This window comes from Jiangella muralis (genome assembly GCF_001270745.1).
Taxonomy (GTDB): domain Bacteria; phylum Actinomycetota; class Actinomycetes; order Jiangellales; family Jiangellaceae; genus Jiangella; species Jiangella muralis.
In genome coordinates this window covers 1-17,972 of the sequence record NZ_KQ434755.1, presented here as the reverse complement: position 1 = coordinate 17,972, position 17,972 = coordinate 1, and the positions used below count along the sequence as shown (strand labels likewise).

Below are 17,972 nucleotides of genomic sequence, written 5' to 3'. Positions count from 1 at the left end.
GGACGCTGACGTATCGTCGCGTCAACGTAGTCGAGGACACATCGTCACGTCAAGGCTGTGACCCACTTCATGACGCGACGACGCGTCAGCGACTCACCAGAGGTGAGGCGACACCGGAGGCGGCGCCGTGCTGGCGCGCGGGATCAGCACGGGTGCGGGCTCGTCGACGAGGCCGAACCGCGTCGGTGAGTCCTCCAGGATCGCCGCGATCGCGTCGACGGCGCGTGCCCCGAGCTCGGCCATCGGCATGCGCACGGTCGCGAGCGCGGGGCGGACGTCACCGGCGACGTCCGCGTCGTGGATCGCGATCACGGAGAGGTCGTCCGGGATGGAGATGCCGGCATCGTGAGCCGCCGCGTTGATGCCGATGCCCGCGAGCACGTTGTTGACCACGAGCGCCGTCGGCCGGCGGCCGGAGTCGATGACCTCCTGGAGGGCCGCGGCGCCTGCCTGGGACCCGTGGCCGGTCGGGATCGCATCGCGCGCCTCGAGGCCGGCGCCGAGCATCGCGTCGGCGTAGCCCCGGTGCCGTTCCAGCGTCGGGACCCACCGCTCGCCGCCCACGAACTCGATGTCCAGGTGGCCGAGGTCGAGCAGGTGCTGTGTCGCCACGCGGCCGGCCGCGGCGTCGTCGATCGCCAGCCAGCGGCCGTCCGGGGCGTGACGCCCCTCGACGACGATCACCGGCGCGGGGCGGGCGCGCAGGTGGGCGAGCACCTCGTCGTCGATGAGGCCCTCGCTCCGCAGGATGATGCCGTCGATCGAACCCTGCCCCAGCAGGCGCGCGAGGAAGTGGCTGCCGGAGCGCATCCAGCGCGCGTCGCCCAGCACGACCGCCCACCCGCGCGCCTCCGCGGCGTCGTAGATACCGTGGAACATGTCGCGGTAGATCGGGTTCTCGATCTTCTCGACGACGACGGCGATCGTCCCCGAGCGTTGCCGGCGCAGGGCCCGTGCGGCGTCGTTCGGGACGTACCCCAGTTCCTCGATGACGGTCTCGACGCGAGCACGCGTCTCGTCGCTCATCCGCGTGTGCGTGGTGCCGTTGATGACGGCGGACACGACGGAGACCGAAACCCCGGCGCGGCGTGCGATCTCCTTCTGGGTACCCATACGCGTCATGGTATCGACGTAACGTCACGTCCAGGTGCGTACCCTCGATCACGCAGACGTCCGTGCCCTCGTCCAGCACACCCGTCCACGCGCGCTCCTGGAAGCACTCGGGGAACGGCCGTGAGCACGGCGTCGAGGCGGTCGATCCAGGGGTCGCAGATCACGCGACGCCCTCATGAGCGTTCACCATCGCCGATCCACGACGGCAGGCACAACCGAATTTCGCCGGCTTCCGCAACGCTCACGCACCCGCCGGGGGTGAGCGCGACGCAGAGTCGTCGGGGCTGTCATAGTCGCGTCATGACACGAAGGATGACGATCGCGGCCGCCGTGCTGGCCGCGCTGTGCACTTTGTCCGCATGTGGTGACGACACGGGTGGCGCGGACGGGTCGAACCCGTCGGCCGGGACCGAGGGCCAGGCTGGTGCGTCCGAGGATGGCTCGGACGGCGACGGGTCGAGCCCGTCGGCCGGGGCCGAGGACGGGACCGAGGACCAGACCGGTGGCGCCGAGGACGGTTCCGGCGACGCCAATGAGTTGACGGGGGCCACGGTGGTCCCGGCTGATCAGAGCGACGTCACTGCCGAGCAGGTCTGCGGGGCGATCCCCGTCGCCGAACTGCCGGTCCCGGTCGACGAACTGAAACCCTTCGACGACCCCTCGCTGGTCGAATGCATGATCGACCGCACCGACAACGAGGACATCACCACCTCGGTGAAGTTCTCGGCCGACACCGAGGTCGGTGGTGACGGAACCACCATCGACGGTCGTGATGCCAGTGTCCTAGAAGCGCCCGGTGTTGGCTGCCTGGTGGAGTTCAGCCGAGGCGACGACTCGGTCAGCGTGGAACTGGCGACGGTCGAGTCCGCCGGCGCTGAGGGCATGTGTGACACCGCTCAGGCGATCGCCGAGGCTGTCGCGCCGTACTTCCCGGAGGACTGAGCCCGACCGCGAGCCGCTGAGCCCGTCGGGCGCGACCCGGCGGCCTCCTGACTTGGGTCACGCGGTCGGGTTTCGCCAGGCTGTAGGGCTGGAACGGGCCCGCGAGCTGCTGGCCGATCCGTCACAGGGGCTGCTGCCGCTGGGGGTCGAGCCGACGCCGACGGTGGCAGGACTGGTGCCCGAGCCCGGCGAGCCGGTCCTGTTCGACGTTGCGGGGCAGCACTCGCGTGGTGAGCAGGGCCGTGATGACCGCGCTGGTCGGGATGGTCGTGACCGGCCTGGCCGGGTTGTGGCGACGGGGTCACGGCCGCTGTACGAGGCTCTCGCGGCGGTCTACGACGGGTTGGGGTTCGACGTGCTGGGCGATGAGACGTTCCAGAACCTGGTGGTGGCGCTGGTTGCGCTGCGCCCCTACGACCTGCGCCACGCGGCCATCTCGACATGGCTCAACTCCGGCGTTCCTCCGACCAAGGTCGCAACCTGGGCAGGGCACTCCGTCGACATCCTGCTCAAGATCTACGCCAAGTGCATCGACGGCGACGACGCGTGAGAACACCGTAGAAGCCCGCCTGGAGCCGTCGACGGCCGGACAGACGTAAGCGCCCCTCACCTGGCGTTTCCGCAGGTGAGGGGCGCTTCTCTGTAGCCCCGACGGGATTCGAACCCGCGCTACCGCCTTGAGATGGCGTCGCGCCGAGATCGGATCCGAACGCTCTGACCTGCACAAACATGCGCCGATTCCGCGGCAGGCACACAACTTGGACACGTATTCGCCAAAGTATTGGCCGTAGTTGCTCAGATATCACCGATCACCATCGGACGTGCTTGGGGGCCCCATCGTCGATTGTCGGTTCGTCTTCCCCGTCGGGCTCCACCAGCATGCGAATCGTAGGGACGGTCGACCGGGTGGGTCAGCTACGTCCGCCCTGACGACGATGGTGAAGCGCTCGGCGGCGCCCTCGAAGAAGCCGCCGAGGGCCTCGGGCGACGTTCGCGGCCTTGTCCAGTGTCGACGATCCCCTTCAAGCGGCTCTGACGAACCAGTACCTCGCCGGCCACGGGCTGGGGTTCCATCGGCCTCGGAAGTCGTCGCACAGCGGATCGCCCACCACCAGCGGAGCGCGGAGAGCCGGCGCGACCCGGCCCGTACAACGAGCCCGACGCCAGGCGGGGCTCACGGCCGGCGCGTACCGCTGCCCGCCGCGTAGCTCGGCACCTTTGCTGCTGTCGAGAGGGCGCCGGTGCAGATCCGGACGGTCCCTTGACAGACCGCTTCGGCGGTTTTAGCCTCACCCCAAATAACGAAACTATATTCGAAATAGCGAATCATCTTGGGGTTGGGCGATGTCGTATCGGAAACTCCTGGTGCTCCTCGCCGCGCTGGCGACCACGCTCATCCAGCCGGCGGCCATGGCCGCCGTGCCCGAGGTGCCGAAGGTGATGATCGGCCAGGACTTCCCCGATCCGGACATCCTTCGGGTCGGGAACACCTGGTACGCCTACGCCACGAACAACTCATGGCACGTCCCGGTGGCCAGCGCGCCGACGATCGACGGGCCGTGGTCGATCCGCGGTGACGCGATGCCGCACGGCTGGTCGGACGGCTGGTCCGTCTACGGCTACACCTGGGCGCCGGACGTAGTCGCCAATCCGGACGGAACGTTCACGCTGACCTACACCGCGCGGCATGGCACAACCGGTCGGCAGTGTCTTGGCGTCGCGCTGGCGAACTCGCCGCTCGGCCCGTTCGTGCCGTACGGCGGCCAGCCACTGGTCTGTTCCGGCAGCAACGTGATCGACGCCAACACCTTCGTGGCCGCTGACGGCACCCGCTACCTGCTCTGGAAGGATGGATCGCACGCGCTCTACATGCAGCAGGCTGTGGACAACGGAGCCCGGCTGATCGGCAGCCGGGTCACGATGCTCACCTCCAGCGGAACCGTCATCGAGGCGCCCGACATCGTGCAGCGCGGCGGCCGGTTCTTCCTGTTCTACTCGGTCAACACCTTCGACAGCTGCAATTACCACACCGCGTACGCGACGGCGTCATCCGTGACCGGACCGTGGCAGTTCACCGGGACGTTAATGACCCAGGGCAACTCGGGCGTCTGCGGCCCGGGCGGTGCCGACGTCGTCACGGCGGCAGACGGCTTGACCGGCGGCGACAAGATGTTCGTGCACGGCTGGCTGGGCGGCGTCCGGCAGTTGTTTTCAGTCGACATCAGCTGGGTGAACGGGCTGCCGGTCCTGGGCGGGCACCGGGCCGCGTCGCTGGACGGTGACGGCCGGGCAGAGATCGCGGCGGTGCAGGCCTCCGGCCGGGTGGACGCATGGCACAACGATCGCGGGTTTAGCACCCGGCCGTACGGCGACTCGGTACAGATCGCCGACGGGTTCACCGAACCGCGCCGGGTCAGGTTTGCCGATCTGAACGACGACGGCCGCAAGGAGATCATCCAGATCCGGCCGGATGGGGAGGTCCACGCCTGGCTGAACTGGGGCGGGTTCCGCGAGAACCCGTTCGGCAACTCCGAGCTGATCGGCACCGGCTTCACCGATCCGGAGCGAGTGAGGTTCGCCGACCTCGACGACGACGGCCGGGCGGAGCTGATCCTGGTCACTGGCAACGCCACCGGTGACGTGATCGCTTGGCACAACGACGGCGCGTTCGCGCGGATGCCATACGGCGCGGCCGCCACGATCGCCGACGGGTTCCACGATCCTGCCCGCACGTCGTTCGCCGATATCGACGGCGACGGCCGCGACGAGATCGCTGCGGTTCAGACCAGCGGCGAAATCCGGACCTGGCACAACGACCGAGGTTTCGCCACACGGCCCTTCGGCAACTCCGTGATCGTCGCCGACGGTTTCACCGACCCCACGAGGGTGCAGTTCACCGACCTCGATCACGATGGCCGGGACGAGCTCGCCGTGGTCCAGACCAGCGGCGAAATCTGGGCCTGGCACAACGACCGGAGTTTCGCCACACGGCCGTTCGGCAACTCCGTGATCGTCGCCGACGGTTTCACCGACCCCGCCCGCGCCTTCTTCATCTGACCTGGCCGGCTCCGGCAAAACCTTCGCGTAGGTCGCAGTGACGCCGATGGCGACATAGATCGGGCGGCTGGTGACCTGACCATGCGGATCTTCACGTGAATGGCGTCGATGAACATCACCGGATACACGCGCTCCAGTGCCGACGGGCGCCGGTGGCGCCCCTGGCACGGCATCCATCGGTGCTCGGTCCGCCCAAGGATCCTGCTCGCATCGGCCCACACCGCGCTGCTCCCGCCTGATCGATTCGAGCCGTCGGATCCACTCGTCATCCTCCTGGCCGTGCGCCTACAGCTCCACAACCCCGTCGCAGACGAGCTACATGCTGGACTGCCGAGCCTCATAGCCTCACCAGCGCCTGGTCCACGGCATCCGCGGGGCGACAAGGCGTCATTGCCATCCAAGACCCACAGACGGCTCGGCAGCTGAGCGGGAACGCACTGACCGCGATCCCCGCCTGCTACCTGGTTTCCGGCGAAGCGGCGGACGTCCTGGTTGAAGCGGTGGTTCCCGACCCTCGCGTCGTACGAGCAGCTACTGCTCGACCAGATCCTCGCCATCGGCCCGGTGACGGAAACACGCAGCATGTTCGCGATCCCGCACCATCCTCAGCTGCGGCCCGCTCCCCCTCGACCACCTGTCGACCCGTTGCCCGAAGTCCCGGAATGGCGAGGGCGAGACCGGCGATCTGACGCAACTCGCCGCGGGTGCCTCCGACGCCGCGCGTACAGCGATGCCGTCCATGATCGGTTGGACCTGATCTGTGGTGCCGCGTGGTGCCGCTGAGAGGATGTCGAACGTGCCCAGACCCCATCCCAAGGAGTTCCGTGATGACGTCGTGGCCGTAGCTCGCCGCGGGGAGGCTCCGATCGCGCAGATCGCGAAGGACTTCGGGATCAGCGAGTCATATCTGCGTAACTGGTTGCATGCTGCCGATGCCGAGGACGGCCACCGGCCAGGGACGACCGCGTCGGAGTCGGCAGAGCTGCGCGAGTTGAGGCGCCGTAACCGGCTGCTGGAGCAGGAGAACGAGGTCCTGCGCCGCGCCGCCGCCTACTTCGCCCAGGCACACCTGCCGGGAAAATGATCTACCCGCTGGTCCGTGATCTTGCCGCCACCGACGCCGCTGTCCGGGTGCCGGTCGCGGTGACCTGCCGGGTCCTGAAACTCGCCCGCCAGCCCTACTACCGGTGGCTCGCCCAGCCCGGTCACGGCCCGTGAACTGGCGCAGGCGTATCTGGCCAACGCGTTGTTCGACGCCCACCGCGACGACCCGGAGTTCGGTCACCGGCTGCTGGGTGACGAGGCCCGCGACGCCGGTCACGTCGCGTGCGACCGCACGATGTGGCGGATCTGCGCCGCCGGTGGCTGGTGGAGCGTGTTCGGCAAGAAACGCGGCACGAACGGCAAACGCCCCGGACCGCCCTCGCACGACGACCTCGTGCGCCGGGACTTCACCGCCGGCCGGGCGAACCAGCCGTGGCTCACCGACATCACCAAGCACCCCACCGGTGAGGGCAAGCTCTACCTGTGCGCGATCAAGGACGTGTACTCGAACCGGATCGTGGGCTACTCGATCAGCGACCGGATGAAGTCGGACCTGGCCGTCGACGCCCTGGCCAGCGCCGTGGCGCGCCGCGGCGGTGACGTGGCCGGGTGCATCGTGCACTCCGACCGCGGGTCGCAGTTCCGGTCCCGGAAGTTCCTGCGCGAGCTGGCCCGCCACGACCTGGCCGGATCGATGGGCCAGCTCGCCTCCGCCGGCGACAACGCCGCCATGGAGAGCTTCTTCGCCCTGCTGCAGAAGAACGTCCTCGACCGTCGACGCTGGGCCACCCACCACGAACTGCGCCTGGCGATCATCACCTGGATCGAACGCACCTACCACCGACGCCGCCGCCAAGCACGCCTCGGACGCCTCACCCCGATCGAGTACGAGACCATCAACACCACCCAGGTCGCACTCGCCGCCTGAGAACCGCTGTCACCTATCCGTGCGGCAGACCCAGTCCCGCCGCCACATACTCACGCACCCGAACCCCGCGGCTCAGACCGACCGAACCGAGGCCCGATCCACCTCCGCAAACGATCAAGGTTGGCGGAACGTTTACACGCCAACCGGCACGACGGCGCGGCCGCGGTCGGCGGCGTCAGGCAGCATGGGGCGATCAAGAATCCGCGTCTTCGCGCGGGGACCACCCGGCTATGGCGCCCAGTTGAGCGTGAAGGTCAGTTCCAAGGTCTCCCCCGCGGCCAGGTCGTCGTCCATCCGGCCGGACGGACTCGTCACCGGCTCGACGCACACTCCTTGCTCGTGGGCCGTGAAAACAGTGGCGAACGGGCTGGTCCATGACAACTCGAGCGTGCCTTCGCCGGGCCACACGACGGCCGCCTGGGGCACCGAACATCGAATCGTCTCGTTCCAGGGCGGCGGGCCGAGCCCGATGTAGCGGGTCGATGGCGATCCGTCGGGGTGGCGCAGCAGCATCCGCGACCCGGGCGGGAGCTCCACTCGTGCGCTGGCTCCGCCCGGGGAGAGGAATCTGGGGAACCAGGGATGGAATCCGATCGACGCCGGCATGTCCTGCTCCGCGCGGAGGATCAGGCCGAGCCGGAGCGTGTCGGGCTCGAGATCAGCGGTCAGCTCCACGGAGCCGGCGAACGGCCAGTCGTCGCCGAGCCGCGTCACCGCCCGGCCGGGAGCCGTCGAGATCCAGCGAGCCAGCCGCGCCGTGCCGTGGGAGGCATGGCCGCCGGACTCGCACGGCAGCTGCCACCGCCGCTCGCTCCACGAGAACGACCCATCCAGCAGATCGCCGGTCCACGGCGCCATGACGAACGATCCCCACCACATCTGGTCGCGACCTTCGTGCGGGACGAGGACCTCGCGTCCGTCGAACCGCAGCGAGGTCAGCCGCGCCCCGTCGAGGAGATCGACAGTGGCCGAGCTCCGGTGCGTCTCCAGTTGCAGGAGGTGCGCACCGGAGCCGGGCGGGACGGACTCCGTCACGGGCGCCGGTCCGCCGCGAACACGTCGCGGAGCGCCGACAGGATCCGCTGTGGGCGGTCGGGCGCGAAGATGTCGATGGTCGCGACCATGGAGCCCTCGCTGTGCACCTGCCAGGTGCCGGTCTCCTCGAAGCCGGGGTCGACGACGTGCAGACCGACGGTCTCGATGTTGTCGATCCCTACGTCGACGAAGGCGTGGTCGGTCTGCGACGTCGACACGAGGCGGAAGGTGAGCTGCACCGACTCCTTGCCCGCGACCGCCGTCGTGATGTCGATGGGGCCCTGATAGGCATCGCCCTGGAGCCACAGGTTCTGCGGCTGTTCCACCACGTCGAAGTCCCAGACGGTGTGGTCGTCGACGGCCACCTGGAGCCGGTAGTCGCCGGGCTTGAGATTGTCCGTCACGAACTCGCGGCGGAACCAGAACGACAGCTCGTAGCGCGGGCTCCTCGGGTCGACCCGGACAGTCTGGACGCAGCGGGCCTGCTGACCGGGCGCCACCCGCTTCCGGGACGCGAAGAGGGCGAGCCGCCCGGCGCCGTACATCGCGCGGTTGTCCGTGGCCGGTGCCGACGCGCCGTCCTGCTGCGTGCCGTAGGCCACGACGCCCGCGATCGTGCCTTCGGCGGCCAGCCGCACGCCCTCGGAGACCGTGTCGCGCACGTAGTCCTCGGTCGGCGGCAGCGGCGCGTCGAGGAACCGGCCGGTGTAGATGAGCAGCACGAGCTGCAGACCGCGTGGCTCCGTGTGGGAGCGGATCTCGTCGATGCACTCCCGCAACGAGCTGGTGATCGTCGTGTTCTCGCTCCGCCCGTCCAGGTACGGATAGATGATGCCGTCGATGTAGGGGCCGTACTTGTCGAGGAAGGCCGAGTCGGTCGCCGACCGGATGTAGGCGCACGTGTAGAAGCCGAGGTCGGGGTTGACCTCTGCCTGAGCCCGTTTGATCTGCTCCATGTAGTCGGGCGTGAACAGCAGAGCGTTGTCGCCGATCTCGAAGTCGTCGATCGCCCAGGAGACCAGGTTCGGATACCGGACGGACAACTCGGCGATGGCTTGCGCCCAGGCGACGTAGTCGGTCATGAAGGGGCGCGAGGCGCGGCCGTTCTCGGTGGTCTCGCTGGGCGGCACGATGTACGGGATGACGTCGATGCCGGCTTCCGCCGCCGCGGGCAGGAACTCGTCGCGCAGATCGTCCCAGTCGGTCGGCGAGTCCCACACGCCATACAGGTAGGTGTTGACGTTCAGCTCGAGCAGCCGGCGGACCAATGCCGGGGTGTCGATGTGCCGGTAGCCGTCGGCACGGGCCTCCCGTTCACGAATGGTGCCGCCGATGGTGTTGCCGCCGCAGAGCGTGGCCTTGATGCCCTGCTCAGGAAGCCGTGGCCGGCCGCGGAACGAAGACATGGATCTACCTTTCAGGTGGGCGGACGTGGTGTGGATGGGTCAGGACTTCACGGCGCCGGCGAGGACGCCGCCGATGAAATGGCGCTGGAAGGCGGCGAAGAGCAATGCCATCGGCACGATGCTGATGACCGCGCCCGCGGTGAGCATCGAGATGTTCTGCGCGAACTGCGTGTTCGTGGTGGCGATGCCGACCGGCAGGGTCATCATGTGCTCGCTCTGCGCCATGAGCAGCGGCCACAGGAACGTGTTCCAGTTGGCCACGAAGGTGAAGATGGCCAGCACCGCCATGGGCTGGCGACACAGGGGCAGGACGATCCTGGCGAAGATGCCCCCGTGGCCGGCGCCGTCGATGCGGGCGGCCTCGAGCAGGGAGTCGGGGATGCCCCTGATGAACTGGCGGAGCAGGTACACACCCAGCGGCCCCGCGAGGGCCGGGATGATGAGCCCGCTGTAGCGGTCGATCATGCCGAATTCGGAGGCCAGGAGGTAGACCGGCACCAGGGTGGCCGAGAACGGCAACATCATCGTGGCCAGCATGATCCGGAAGGTGACGTCGCGGCCGGCGAAGCGCATCTTCGCGAACGCGTACGCCGCGAGCACATCGACGGCGACCGTGAGTGCCGTGACGGCCAGCGCCACGAGGAGGCTGTTGACGATCCAGCGCAGGAAGACGGCGTTGGACAGCAGCTGCTCGTAGTTCGCGACCGTGAGGTCGGTGAGGGAGAAGTCGGCGAAGACGGAGTCGTGCAGCGAGGCGACGATCAGGAGCATGACCGGGCCGGCACAGACGAACGACGTCACGATGGCCGCCAGGTGGACGGCGGCGGCCTGCGCGCCTCGCCGGGTATTCCGGCGTGCCCTGACGGCGGGCCGGCCGGTTGCGGTGGCACTAGACATCGTCGGCCTCCGACCTGCTTCGGCTGATGAAGATCCCGGCGATGATCGCCGTGATCAGGAGCAGCACCAGGCTCATCGTGGCGGCGTACGGGACGCTGCCACCGTTGAAGGCGTTCTGGTAGACGTACCACATGGCCGTGTAGGTCGCCGTGCCCGGACCGCCCTGCGTCATCACGTAGACCAGGTCGAACAGCTGCACCGCGTTGATGGTGACGAGCACCAGCACCACTTGGGCCACCGGCCTGATGAGCGGGAGTTTGATCTTCATCAGGATCTGCCAGCCGCCGGCTCCGTCGATGCGGGCGGCGTCGACGACGTCGAGGTCGACGTTGTTGAACGCCGCCATGAAGAGGAGCGAGTAGAAGCCGATGCTGGTCCACAGCGTGACCACCGAGAGGAACACGATGGCGGTCGTGCCATCGGTCAGCCAGGGCACGTCGAGGCCGAGCACACCGCTGGTGAAGCGGTCCAGCGGGCCGGTCTCGCCATCGATGAGCATCTTCCAGATGAGGCCGGCGACCACGATCGAGAGCAGCGACGGTGTGTAGATCAGCGACCGGTAGACCCCCATGCCGCGGATCCGGCTCGACAACAGGAGCCCGACCGCACACGTGACAACGATGGTCAGCGGGATGACCACCACCATGAACAGCGCCGTGTTGCGCAACGTCTCGTGGAACAGGGTGTCGCGCAGCACGTTGCGGTAGTTCTCGAGCCCGGCGAACGTCAGTCCGGAGAGCAGCGAACCGCGCTGGAAGGTGAGATAGACGGTGTAGACGAAGGGGAACGCGATGAACGTTCCGAAGAGCAGCACCTTGGCCACCAGAAAGGGCAGTGGCGGCCCCAGCTCGCCGAGACGCCGCCGGCGCCGCCGGCCGCGGTCCGTCCCACCCGTGCCGGACTCCGCCGGCCGGGTCGCGGCGGTGGCGAGGACGGGCACGCCGGCGCTCGCGGGCGTCATGGCGTGGTTCCTGTCCGACGGCTGCTGGAGCCGACATCGCACCGGACCACTCGGTTGTCGACCTTCACCACGCCTCCTCAATCTCTTCCATATACCGAAGATGTGTTTGATATATCGGGAAAATGACGTACCTCCAACGCGACGGCCCTCGCTACGCGCGGGCGCGGACTAGGGTCCGTAGGCCTCGACCTCCGTCACGATCGCGTGGGCGTAGCCGTTGGTCGCGAGGGCGGTGATCCGCACCGCGTCCGCCCGCACGGTCGGGAAGGTGGAGGTCGCACCGCCGGCGGTGTGGCCGCGCACCGATGCCACCGTCGTCCAGCCGGCCTCCGTGTGCAGCGCGACGTCCCAGTCGCGCAGGGCGAACCTCGACTCCGCATGGGTGTGGACGACCACGCGGCTGACCTGTGCCGGGCGAGCGAAGCGCGTCTCGAGCTCGTCCGGGAAGACCCCGGGTGAGCCGTCGGCCCACGCCGTCGGCGGCCGGTTGAAGCCCTCGAGCGTGTAGGTGTGGTTGCCGTCCACCACGCCGCAGGCAGCGGTGAGGTTGCCGACCGTGGACGCCACGGTCTCCTGGCCGCGGGCCACGTTGGCGTCCGGCCCGGAACCGCGCTCCGTCACGGTCACCGGAATGGTCAGCCTCGCGTCGCCCGACTGCACCGACAGGTCGTACTCCCCCGCCGGGGTGTCGCCGGGGACCACCAGGTCGACCGGGGTCAGGGCCGGGTACTCGGCAGGCGCATAGGTGGTGAAGGTGGTGCGCGAGAGCCTGACCGGAGTCGGCGCATCGATCCGCACGGTCGGGTAGGCCTTCTCGCCCTCCAGGCTCCGGACGCCGATCTGTGCTGTCGACGGGGCGCAGAGCCCGGGCGCGACGTCGAGCCGCTCCGGGCCGGCGGTGAGCTCGACCGGCGCCGACGGTGCCGGCCCGGCCGGAGCGCTGTCGCCTCGCGGGGCGACGACCGCGAGGATTCCGAACGCGATGACGGTGGCGGAGGCACTGAACGCGAGGACGGTGCGCGTTCGGCGCCCGCTCTGCTGGACGTGGGGCATGGTGGCTCCTGATGTGAGGCGGGGTGGGCGAGGGCGGTCCGGCATCAGGCGGGCCGCAGACCCGGGCGGCCACTTTCGACGTAGAACGTCGCGTCGGTGCGCAGCGGTGAACCGGGCCGGCTCACGTAGGAGAGGACCTTGAAGTCGGTGCGCCACAGCTGCGGAGTCAGCTCGCAGCGCACGTATCCGCGCTGCACGTTGTAGTACGGGATGTGCGGCAGCTGTGAAGCGAGGGCGTCCCGGCCCGGATCGGTGTCGCGGCCGTCGCCGGAGCTGCTGATCGAGGTGCCGACGAACTCCGTCCCGATGGTGGCCGAGTCGGGGTCGTCGAAGTCGGCCTTGATCTCGCAGGCGTTGTTCGCGTGGACGTCGCCGGTCAGGACGACGGGATTGCCGATGCCCCGGTCCTGGACGAAGTCGACGATGCGGTCGCGGCTGGCCTCGTAGCCGTCCCAGGCGTCCATCTCGTAGGACTCCTTGTCATCGGCGACGTTGAGGTCCAGCTGCGAGAAGAAGACCTGCTGGGCGAGCACGTTCCAGGTGGCGCCGGAGCCGGCCAGACCGTCGAGCAGCCACTGTTCCTGGGTGTCGCCGAGCATGGTCCGGTTCGGATCGCGGCTCTCGTCGCTGGGTGGCTTGATGCCGTCGCCGTTGGCCTGGTCGCTGCGGTACTGGCGGGTGTCGAGGACGTTGAACCGGGCCAGGCCTCCGTAGTCGAACCGCCGGTGGAGCGGCATATCGGGTCCGGCCGGCAGCTGTGCGAGGCGCAGCGGCATGTGCTCCCAGTAGGCGCGGAACGCATTCGCCCGCCTGACGACGAAAGCGTCCTGCGCCTCCTGTGGGTAGTAGTACGAGTAGTCCGACGCCCAGTTGGACAGAACCTCGTGGTCGTCCATGGTGACGATCCAGGGGAACGCGGCGTGCGCCGCTTGGAGGTCCGGGTCGGTCTTGTACTGCGCATAGCGCGCCCGGTAGTCGTCGAGCGTGAGCAGCGTGCGCTCCGGGAAGTGTCCGCGTCCGAGACTGCCCTGGTCAGCACCCTCGTAGATGTAGTCGCCGAGGTGGAGCACGACGTCGAGGTCCTCCCCGGTCAGGTGCTGGTAGGCGGTGTAGTAGCCGACCACCCGGTGCTGACACGACACGAAGGCGAATCGCATGGACGACGCGGGGACATCGCGCGCCGGAGCCGTCTTCGTCCGCCCCGGCTGCGAGAGGTGGTCGCCGGCCCGGAAGCGGTAGAAGTAGTGTGCCGACGGCCGCAGCCCGCGCACGTCCACGTGGACCGCGTAGGCGAACTCGGGCCGAGCCAGCGCGGTGCCGCGGCGCACCACACGCCGGAACGCCTCGTCCTCGGCGACCTCCCACTCGACCGGCACCGAGAGGCGCCCGTCCATACCGCCGAACATGGCGAGGGGGTCCGGCGCCAGGCGGGTCCAGAGCACGACGCCGTCGGCGAGGGGGTCGCCGGACGCCACTCCCAGCGTGAACGGGTAGGGCAGCCGGGCACGCTGGGGCGAGGTGTCGGCCGCCGCCAGGGAGCCGCCGAGGGCCAGCGCGGCCGCGGCGCCGGAGACGGTGAGGAACCGCCGGCGCCCCCATCGTGCGGCAAGGAGCTGGCTCTGTGTCGGTCTCGGTTCGACAGTGTCGTCAGGTGTCATGGTCGGTCCTCGGCTCGGGTGTCCTGGAGGGGAACGGAGGGGTGCGACAGCAGCGGCTGCCACCGTCGGCGCTGGGTCAAGCGGTGCTGGCCATCTGCCGGATGCCCGCGGAGGCCTCGGAGATCATGGCGTCGAGGGGCTGGCCGTTGAACAGGTAGTCGTTGATCTTGCCGATGAGGAACTCCTGCGGCTGGTACGGCAGCACCAGGGTGGCCCGGGCGTACTGGCCGTACTCGGTGGCCTCGTTCAGAAAGGTGTTCATCCTCGGGTCGGCGAGCGGCTCCTCGTAGAAGTTCCCCTCGACCGGGCGGGTCGGCTGACCCAGGATCATGCGGATGTAGCGGTCGGCCTGCTCGGGCTGGAGCAGGAACTTCGCGAACTCGTAGGCCGCTTCGACGTCGTCGCTCTTCGCCGCGACCGCCCAGTAGCCGCAACCGGCGACGATGTTGCGCCCCTCCGGCCCGCCCGGCAGCGGGACGACCTTCAGCTGCGCGTCGGGATACTGCGTGCACAGTTCCTCCGACAGCGGCGGCATCCACTGCATCCCCGCCTTGCCCGAGATGGTGGCCTGGCTCCAGCGCGCGTCGTCGGCGAAGGTGCCCTGCGGAACGACGGCGCCGGAATCCACGAGCCGCTTCATCACCTCCAGGGCCTCCCGGCCCTCAGGGGTGTCGAAGCCGATGTCGTCGCGCGCCTCGTTGATGTAGTCGCTGCCGTAGCCCCAGAAGTACTGCCAGACCCAGTTGTCCTCCTGGGTCGGGATGCTCGACCACGCCATCCCCCAGTGCTCGACGTTCTCGGCGTCGAAGCCCGGGTCCTTGAGGTTGCGCCCGCTGGTGTCGAAGGTCAGCGCCTCGGCGAAACCGATCATCTCCTCGAACGTCGTCGGCAGCGGCGGCTGCCCGGCCTTCTCCCAGATCGCGGCGTTGAGGCCGAGCGGCTGGAACCCCTGCGTGAACGGGACGGCGTACAGCTCACCGTCCGGGCCGGTAGCGGCGTCCAGGTAGGACTGCGGCTGTCCCTGGGTGAAGGAGGCGAGATCGTCGTCGCCGGCGAGCTCGCGGATGTCGGCGAGCACGCCGGTCTCGCGCCACTTGTTCATCCACGGGATGATCTGGTAGCTCACGTCGGGCGGGTTGTTGCCCGAGAACCCCGCGGTGTACTTCGTCAGGGCGTTCTCCCATGGGATGACGAGGCTGCTCGCGGTGATCTCGCCACCCGAGGACTCCCTGATGCCGGCGGCCATCTCGTCGGTGAACGCCTTCATGGCCTCGGGCGAGGCGTTGGGCGTCAGCCACAGGTCGAGCTTGCCGCCTCCTCCGCCGGAGTTGCCGCTGGTGTTCTCGCCGAGGCCGCAGGACCCGAGGAAGGCCGCCAGCCCTGCGGCGCCGCCGATCTGAAGGACCCGGCGACGAGACAACTGCGTGGTGATCTGCGTGGGAGTGAGCACTGGAACTCCTGTCGTCTAGTTCTTCGATATTTCGAAGATAAATTCGGAGTTGGGAACGTAAAGTGTTGCGGCGGAGACGGCGAAAAAAAATGAGTGGTGCGGTACCGCCTCGCTCAGGAACCGGACGAGAAAAGGTGATCAGGGACCATGCACGAACCCGAAGGTGCGGTGCTCCCCTCGGCGGAGCAGGCCGAAGCCTGGCTGGCCGAGCTCGGCGTCGCCGAGGACGACCGCCTCGCCGTGCTGGCGGCTCGTCCGGAGCTGGAAGCCGCGCAGGACCTGATGGCGGTGCTCGAGGAACGGCGCCGCGACCTGCTCACGCACCTGGGCGACCCACGGCCGCTGCCGGCGTGGCCCGATATCGGCCCGCCGCACGAGCGGGTCGGGAACCTGCTCTACGTCTGGGTGTTCCTGTCGGCCCTTCCCGCGGTGCGCGCGTTCCACGAGCGCCACGGCGTGACGCGACGAGATGGCAGCCGGGTCCTGGCCAACCTCGCCGCCCAGGTGGCCGCGCACAGATCTCTGCACGGCGCCGCCGGACTCAGCGGGCAGAACTGGCTGACCCGGCACTTCCGCGCCACGATCTTCGACTTCGGCAGGCTCCACGTCGAGCGGACCTACTTCGAAGGCGACGTTCCCGGAGGCGGCGCCACGAGCCCCGTCAGAGGCGAGCCCGTGCTGGCCCTGCACATCCCCGAAGGGCGGCTGACCGCAGCGGCCTGCGACGAGTCCATCGCCGCCGCCACCACCTTCTTCCGGCGTGAGTTCGGGCACGAGGACTACCGGTTCGGCGTCTGCACCTCGTGGGTGCTGGATCCACAGTTGCGGTCCTACCTCGCGGACGACTCCAACATCCTGACCTTCCAGCGCCGGTTCGAGCTCGCGCCGGGCACCGGCCCGGACTGCGCGGACACCGTCATCGAGTTCGTCTTCAAGCGCCCGGCCACCTGGCTGGACGCGCTCGCGCAGGACACCTCGCTGCAGCGCGCCCTGGTGACCCATGTTCGTGCGGGTCGCCCCTGGCATTTCCGCACCGGGTGGTTCCCGCTCTGAGAGGACCCGCGTCATGATCACGCCCCGGCGGTGCGCCTGCGCCGCCGGGGTGTGGGTGGTGCCGGCCGACGCGATCAGCCCGACGGGCGCGGACGGGACGAGCAGAACCAGCTCGGCCACGACGTCCGCGCCCTCGTCGACGGCGTGCCGGAACAAGACCAGGGTGTTCTCGGGCTCCGCGGCCGGAGAGCCGCGGTGCGCCCACATGACCGTTCGACTCCCCACAAGCGCCTCCGACGTGACAGTCGCCATCGGATCGATGGGCGGGACAGGCGTATCTAACACTTGGTGCGGTAACTTAACGTCTGGAATGAGATGGTGGCAAGCATTTTCGCCACCGAGTTGCTCAAACGCCTCTGACCATCTGGTTTCCCGGCGCTGGCGACAGCACTCGCACCACGAGACGGCCTCGCCCTCTCGACTGTCGAGCCCGAAGCGAAGCGAACGTGCGCCTTCTCCGCAACCGCTTGACGCTTCCTAACGAATCATGGTGTTAATTATGAGATATCGTGCGGCTAGGAACGGACATTGAGCAGGCGGAGTGCCCATGGAGTCGAGGCCGGCGGACGTCATCTGGGTCGGCACCGCTCCGACGACTGCCACGCCTCGGCTGAACGGGTAGGCCCATGACCACCACCATCACGCTGGCCCGGCACGGCCGCACCACGTGGAACGAGGGCAGCCGCTACATCGGCTCCAGCGACCTCAAGCTCGACGACGTCGGACACCAGCAGGCCGCCGTCCTCGCCGCCGCCCAGCGCGGCGCCGATGCGCCGGACGCCCTCTACGCGTCCGACCTGCTCCGCGCCCGCCAGACCGCTGCCGCCGTCGCCGCGGTCACCGGGCTGGCCGTTCACACCGATCCGCGGCTGCGCGAGCTCGACTTCGGCGCCGCCGAGGGCAGGACCCTGGCCGAACTGCGCGCGATCGACCCCGATGCCGTCGCCGCGTTCGAGCTCGACCCCGTCGCCCATCACCTCCCAGGTGGCGAGCACCCCGAAGCGGCCGCCGACCGAGCGGAGCGGGCGCTGCGTGAGGCCGTCGATCGGCATCCGGACCAGAATGTCCTGGTGATCTGCCACAACACGCTCATGCAACTAGTCGTCTGCCGGCTCGCCGGCATCCCGCTGCGCACCTATCGCACCGCGCTCCGCGGCCCGGAACCGACTGCCACCATCCGCATCTCCTTCGGCGCCGGCGGCACCGTCACGCTCGACCACTACAACCACACGGTCACCCGCGGCCACTACCTCCGGACCGCATCATGACCGGCCGGACCACACGCAACGCGCGCCAGGACCAGATCGCCGATCACGTGCTGCGCGAGGGCTCGGTCACCGCGAGCCAGCTGGCCGAGACGTTCGGCGTCAGCCTC

The 17,972-nt window shown here is 68.8% G+C and carries 13 protein-coding genes and 1 pseudogene; 6 read left to right on the top strand and 8 right to left on the bottom strand.

The features are described 5' to 3' along the window. Positions 1-93: 93 nt before the first annotated feature. A complete protein-coding gene (locus tag ACW62_RS10500; protein ID WP_053204067.1) occupies positions 94-1,113 on the bottom strand; it encodes a LacI family DNA-binding transcriptional regulator in 1,020 nt (339 codons plus the stop codon). Positions 1,114-1,425: 312 nt separating this feature from the next. Between ACW62_RS10500 and ACW62_RS10495 the strand changes: the two genes are divergently transcribed. The 4 genes and pseudogenes from ACW62_RS10495 to ACW62_RS10475 all read left to right on the top strand — a co-directional run bounded on the left by ACW62_RS10495 (position 1,426) and on the right by ACW62_RS10475 (position 7,084). Next, entirely contained in the window at positions 1,426-2,055 is a 630-nt protein-coding gene (locus tag ACW62_RS10495; protein ID WP_053204066.1) for a hypothetical protein, read from the top strand. Between the two features lie 52 nt (positions 2,056-2,107). Continuing rightward, the gene (locus tag ACW62_RS33960; protein WP_157574659.1) at positions 2,108-2,605 is read left to right on the top strand and encodes a site-specific integrase; all 498 of its coding nucleotides are present in this window, start codon (positions 2,108-2,110) and stop codon (positions 2,603-2,605) included. Positions 2,606-3,399: 794 nt separating this feature from the next. Beyond that, positions 3,400-5,112 carry a family 43 glycosylhydrolase gene (locus tag ACW62_RS10485; protein WP_053204064.1) on the top strand — a complete coding sequence of 571 codons (1,713 nt, stop codon included), beginning with the start codon at positions 3,400-3,402 and terminating at the stop codon, positions 5,110-5,112. A 796-nt stretch (positions 5,113-5,908) separates the two neighbouring features. Next, positions 5,909-7,084 (top strand): annotated as a pseudogene (locus ACW62_RS10475) (IS3 family transposase). A 228-nt stretch (positions 7,085-7,312) separates the two neighbouring features. Here ACW62_RS10475 and ACW62_RS34705 read toward each other — a convergent pair. The 7 genes from ACW62_RS34705 to ACW62_RS10440 form a co-directional block, all read right to left on the bottom strand. After that, positions 7,313-8,119, bottom strand: a complete 807-nt coding sequence (locus ACW62_RS34705) for an aldose epimerase family protein (protein ID WP_053204062.1) — start codon at positions 8,117-8,119, stop codon at positions 7,313-7,315. Then, complete coding sequence (locus ACW62_RS34700) at positions 8,116-9,525, bottom strand: hypothetical protein (protein WP_053204061.1); 1,410 nt, start codon at positions 9,523-9,525, stop codon at positions 8,116-8,118. Before ACW62_RS34700 ends, ACW62_RS34705 begins: the two co-directional genes overlap by 4 nt. A 39-nt stretch (positions 9,526-9,564) precedes the next feature. After that, positions 9,565-10,422 carry a carbohydrate ABC transporter permease gene (locus ACW62_RS10460; RefSeq protein ID WP_083459597.1) on the bottom strand — a complete coding sequence of 286 codons (858 nt, stop codon included), beginning with the start codon at positions 10,420-10,422 and terminating at the stop codon, positions 9,565-9,567. Beyond that, on the bottom strand, positions 10,415-11,383 hold the full coding sequence (locus ACW62_RS10455; RefSeq protein ID WP_053204059.1) for a carbohydrate ABC transporter permease: 969 nt from the start codon (positions 11,381-11,383) through the stop codon (positions 10,415-10,417). The genes ACW62_RS10460 and ACW62_RS10455 overlap by 8 nt, the downstream gene beginning before the upstream one ends. A gap of 168 nt (positions 11,384-11,551) precedes the next feature. Beyond that, positions 11,552-12,436 (bottom strand): hypothetical protein, encoded by an 885-nt coding sequence (locus ACW62_RS10450; RefSeq protein ID WP_053204058.1) that lies wholly within the window; start codon positions 12,434-12,436, stop codon positions 11,552-11,554. Between the two features lie 44 nt (positions 12,437-12,480). Beyond that, positions 12,481-14,094: an alkaline phosphatase D family protein gene (locus tag ACW62_RS10445; RefSeq protein ID WP_053204057.1), complete on the bottom strand. Its 1,614-nt coding sequence runs from the start codon at positions 14,092-14,094 to the stop codon at positions 12,481-12,483. A 76-nt stretch (positions 14,095-14,170) separates the two neighbouring features. Beyond that, positions 14,171-15,544 carry an ABC transporter substrate-binding protein gene (locus ACW62_RS10440; RefSeq protein WP_053204056.1) on the bottom strand — a complete coding sequence of 458 codons (1,374 nt, stop codon included), beginning with the start codon at positions 15,542-15,544 and terminating at the stop codon, positions 14,171-14,173. Between the two features lie 147 nt (positions 15,545-15,691). On the opposite strand from ACW62_RS10440, the gene ACW62_RS10435 reads away from it, so the two are divergent. Together ACW62_RS10435 and ACW62_RS10430 are read left to right on the top strand one after the other, a co-directional pair. After that, positions 15,692-16,597, top strand: a complete 906-nt coding sequence (locus ACW62_RS10435) for an acyltransferase domain-containing protein (RefSeq protein WP_053204055.1) — start codon at positions 15,692-15,694, stop codon at positions 16,595-16,597. A 626-nt stretch (positions 16,598-17,223) separates the two neighbouring features. Further along, entirely contained in the window at positions 17,224-17,865 is a 642-nt protein-coding gene (locus tag ACW62_RS10430) for a histidine phosphatase family protein (RefSeq protein WP_053204054.1), read from the top strand. Positions 17,866-17,972: the final 107 nt, after the last annotated feature.

Coding starts and splice junctions, on each gene's coding strand:
- ACW62_RS10485 (WP_053204064.1), top strand. CDS start 3,400: ATGTCGTATCGGAAACTCCTGGTGCTCCTCGCCGCGCTGGCGACCACG.
- ACW62_RS10455 (WP_053204059.1), bottom strand. CDS start 11,383: ATGACGCCCGCGAGCGCCGGCGTGCCCGTCCTCGCCACCGCCGCGACC.
- ACW62_RS10445 (WP_053204057.1), bottom strand. CDS start 14,094: ATGACACCTGACGACACTGTCGAACCGAGACCGACACAGAGCCAGCTC.
- ACW62_RS10495 (WP_053204066.1), top strand. CDS start 1,426: ATGACGATCGCGGCCGCCGTGCTGGCCGCGCTGTGCACTTTGTCCGCA.
- ACW62_RS10450 (WP_053204058.1), bottom strand. CDS start 12,436: ATGCCCCACGTCCAGCAGAGCGGGCGCCGAACGCGCACCGTCCTCGCG.
- ACW62_RS34700 (WP_053204061.1), bottom strand. CDS start 9,525: ATGTCTTCGTTCCGCGGCCGGCCACGGCTTCCTGAGCAGGGCATCAAG.
- ACW62_RS10435 (WP_053204055.1), top strand. CDS start 15,692: ATGCACGAACCCGAAGGTGCGGTGCTCCCCTCGGCGGAGCAGGCCGAA.
- ACW62_RS10430 (WP_053204054.1), top strand. CDS start 17,224: ATGACCACCACCATCACGCTGGCCCGGCACGGCCGCACCACGTGGAAC.
- ACW62_RS10460 (WP_083459597.1), bottom strand. CDS start 10,422: ATGTCTAGTGCCACCGCAACCGGCCGGCCCGCCGTCAGGGCACGCCGG.
- ACW62_RS10500 (WP_053204067.1), bottom strand. CDS start 1,113: ATGGGTACCCAGAAGGAGATCGCACGCCGCGCCGGGGTTTCGGTCTCC.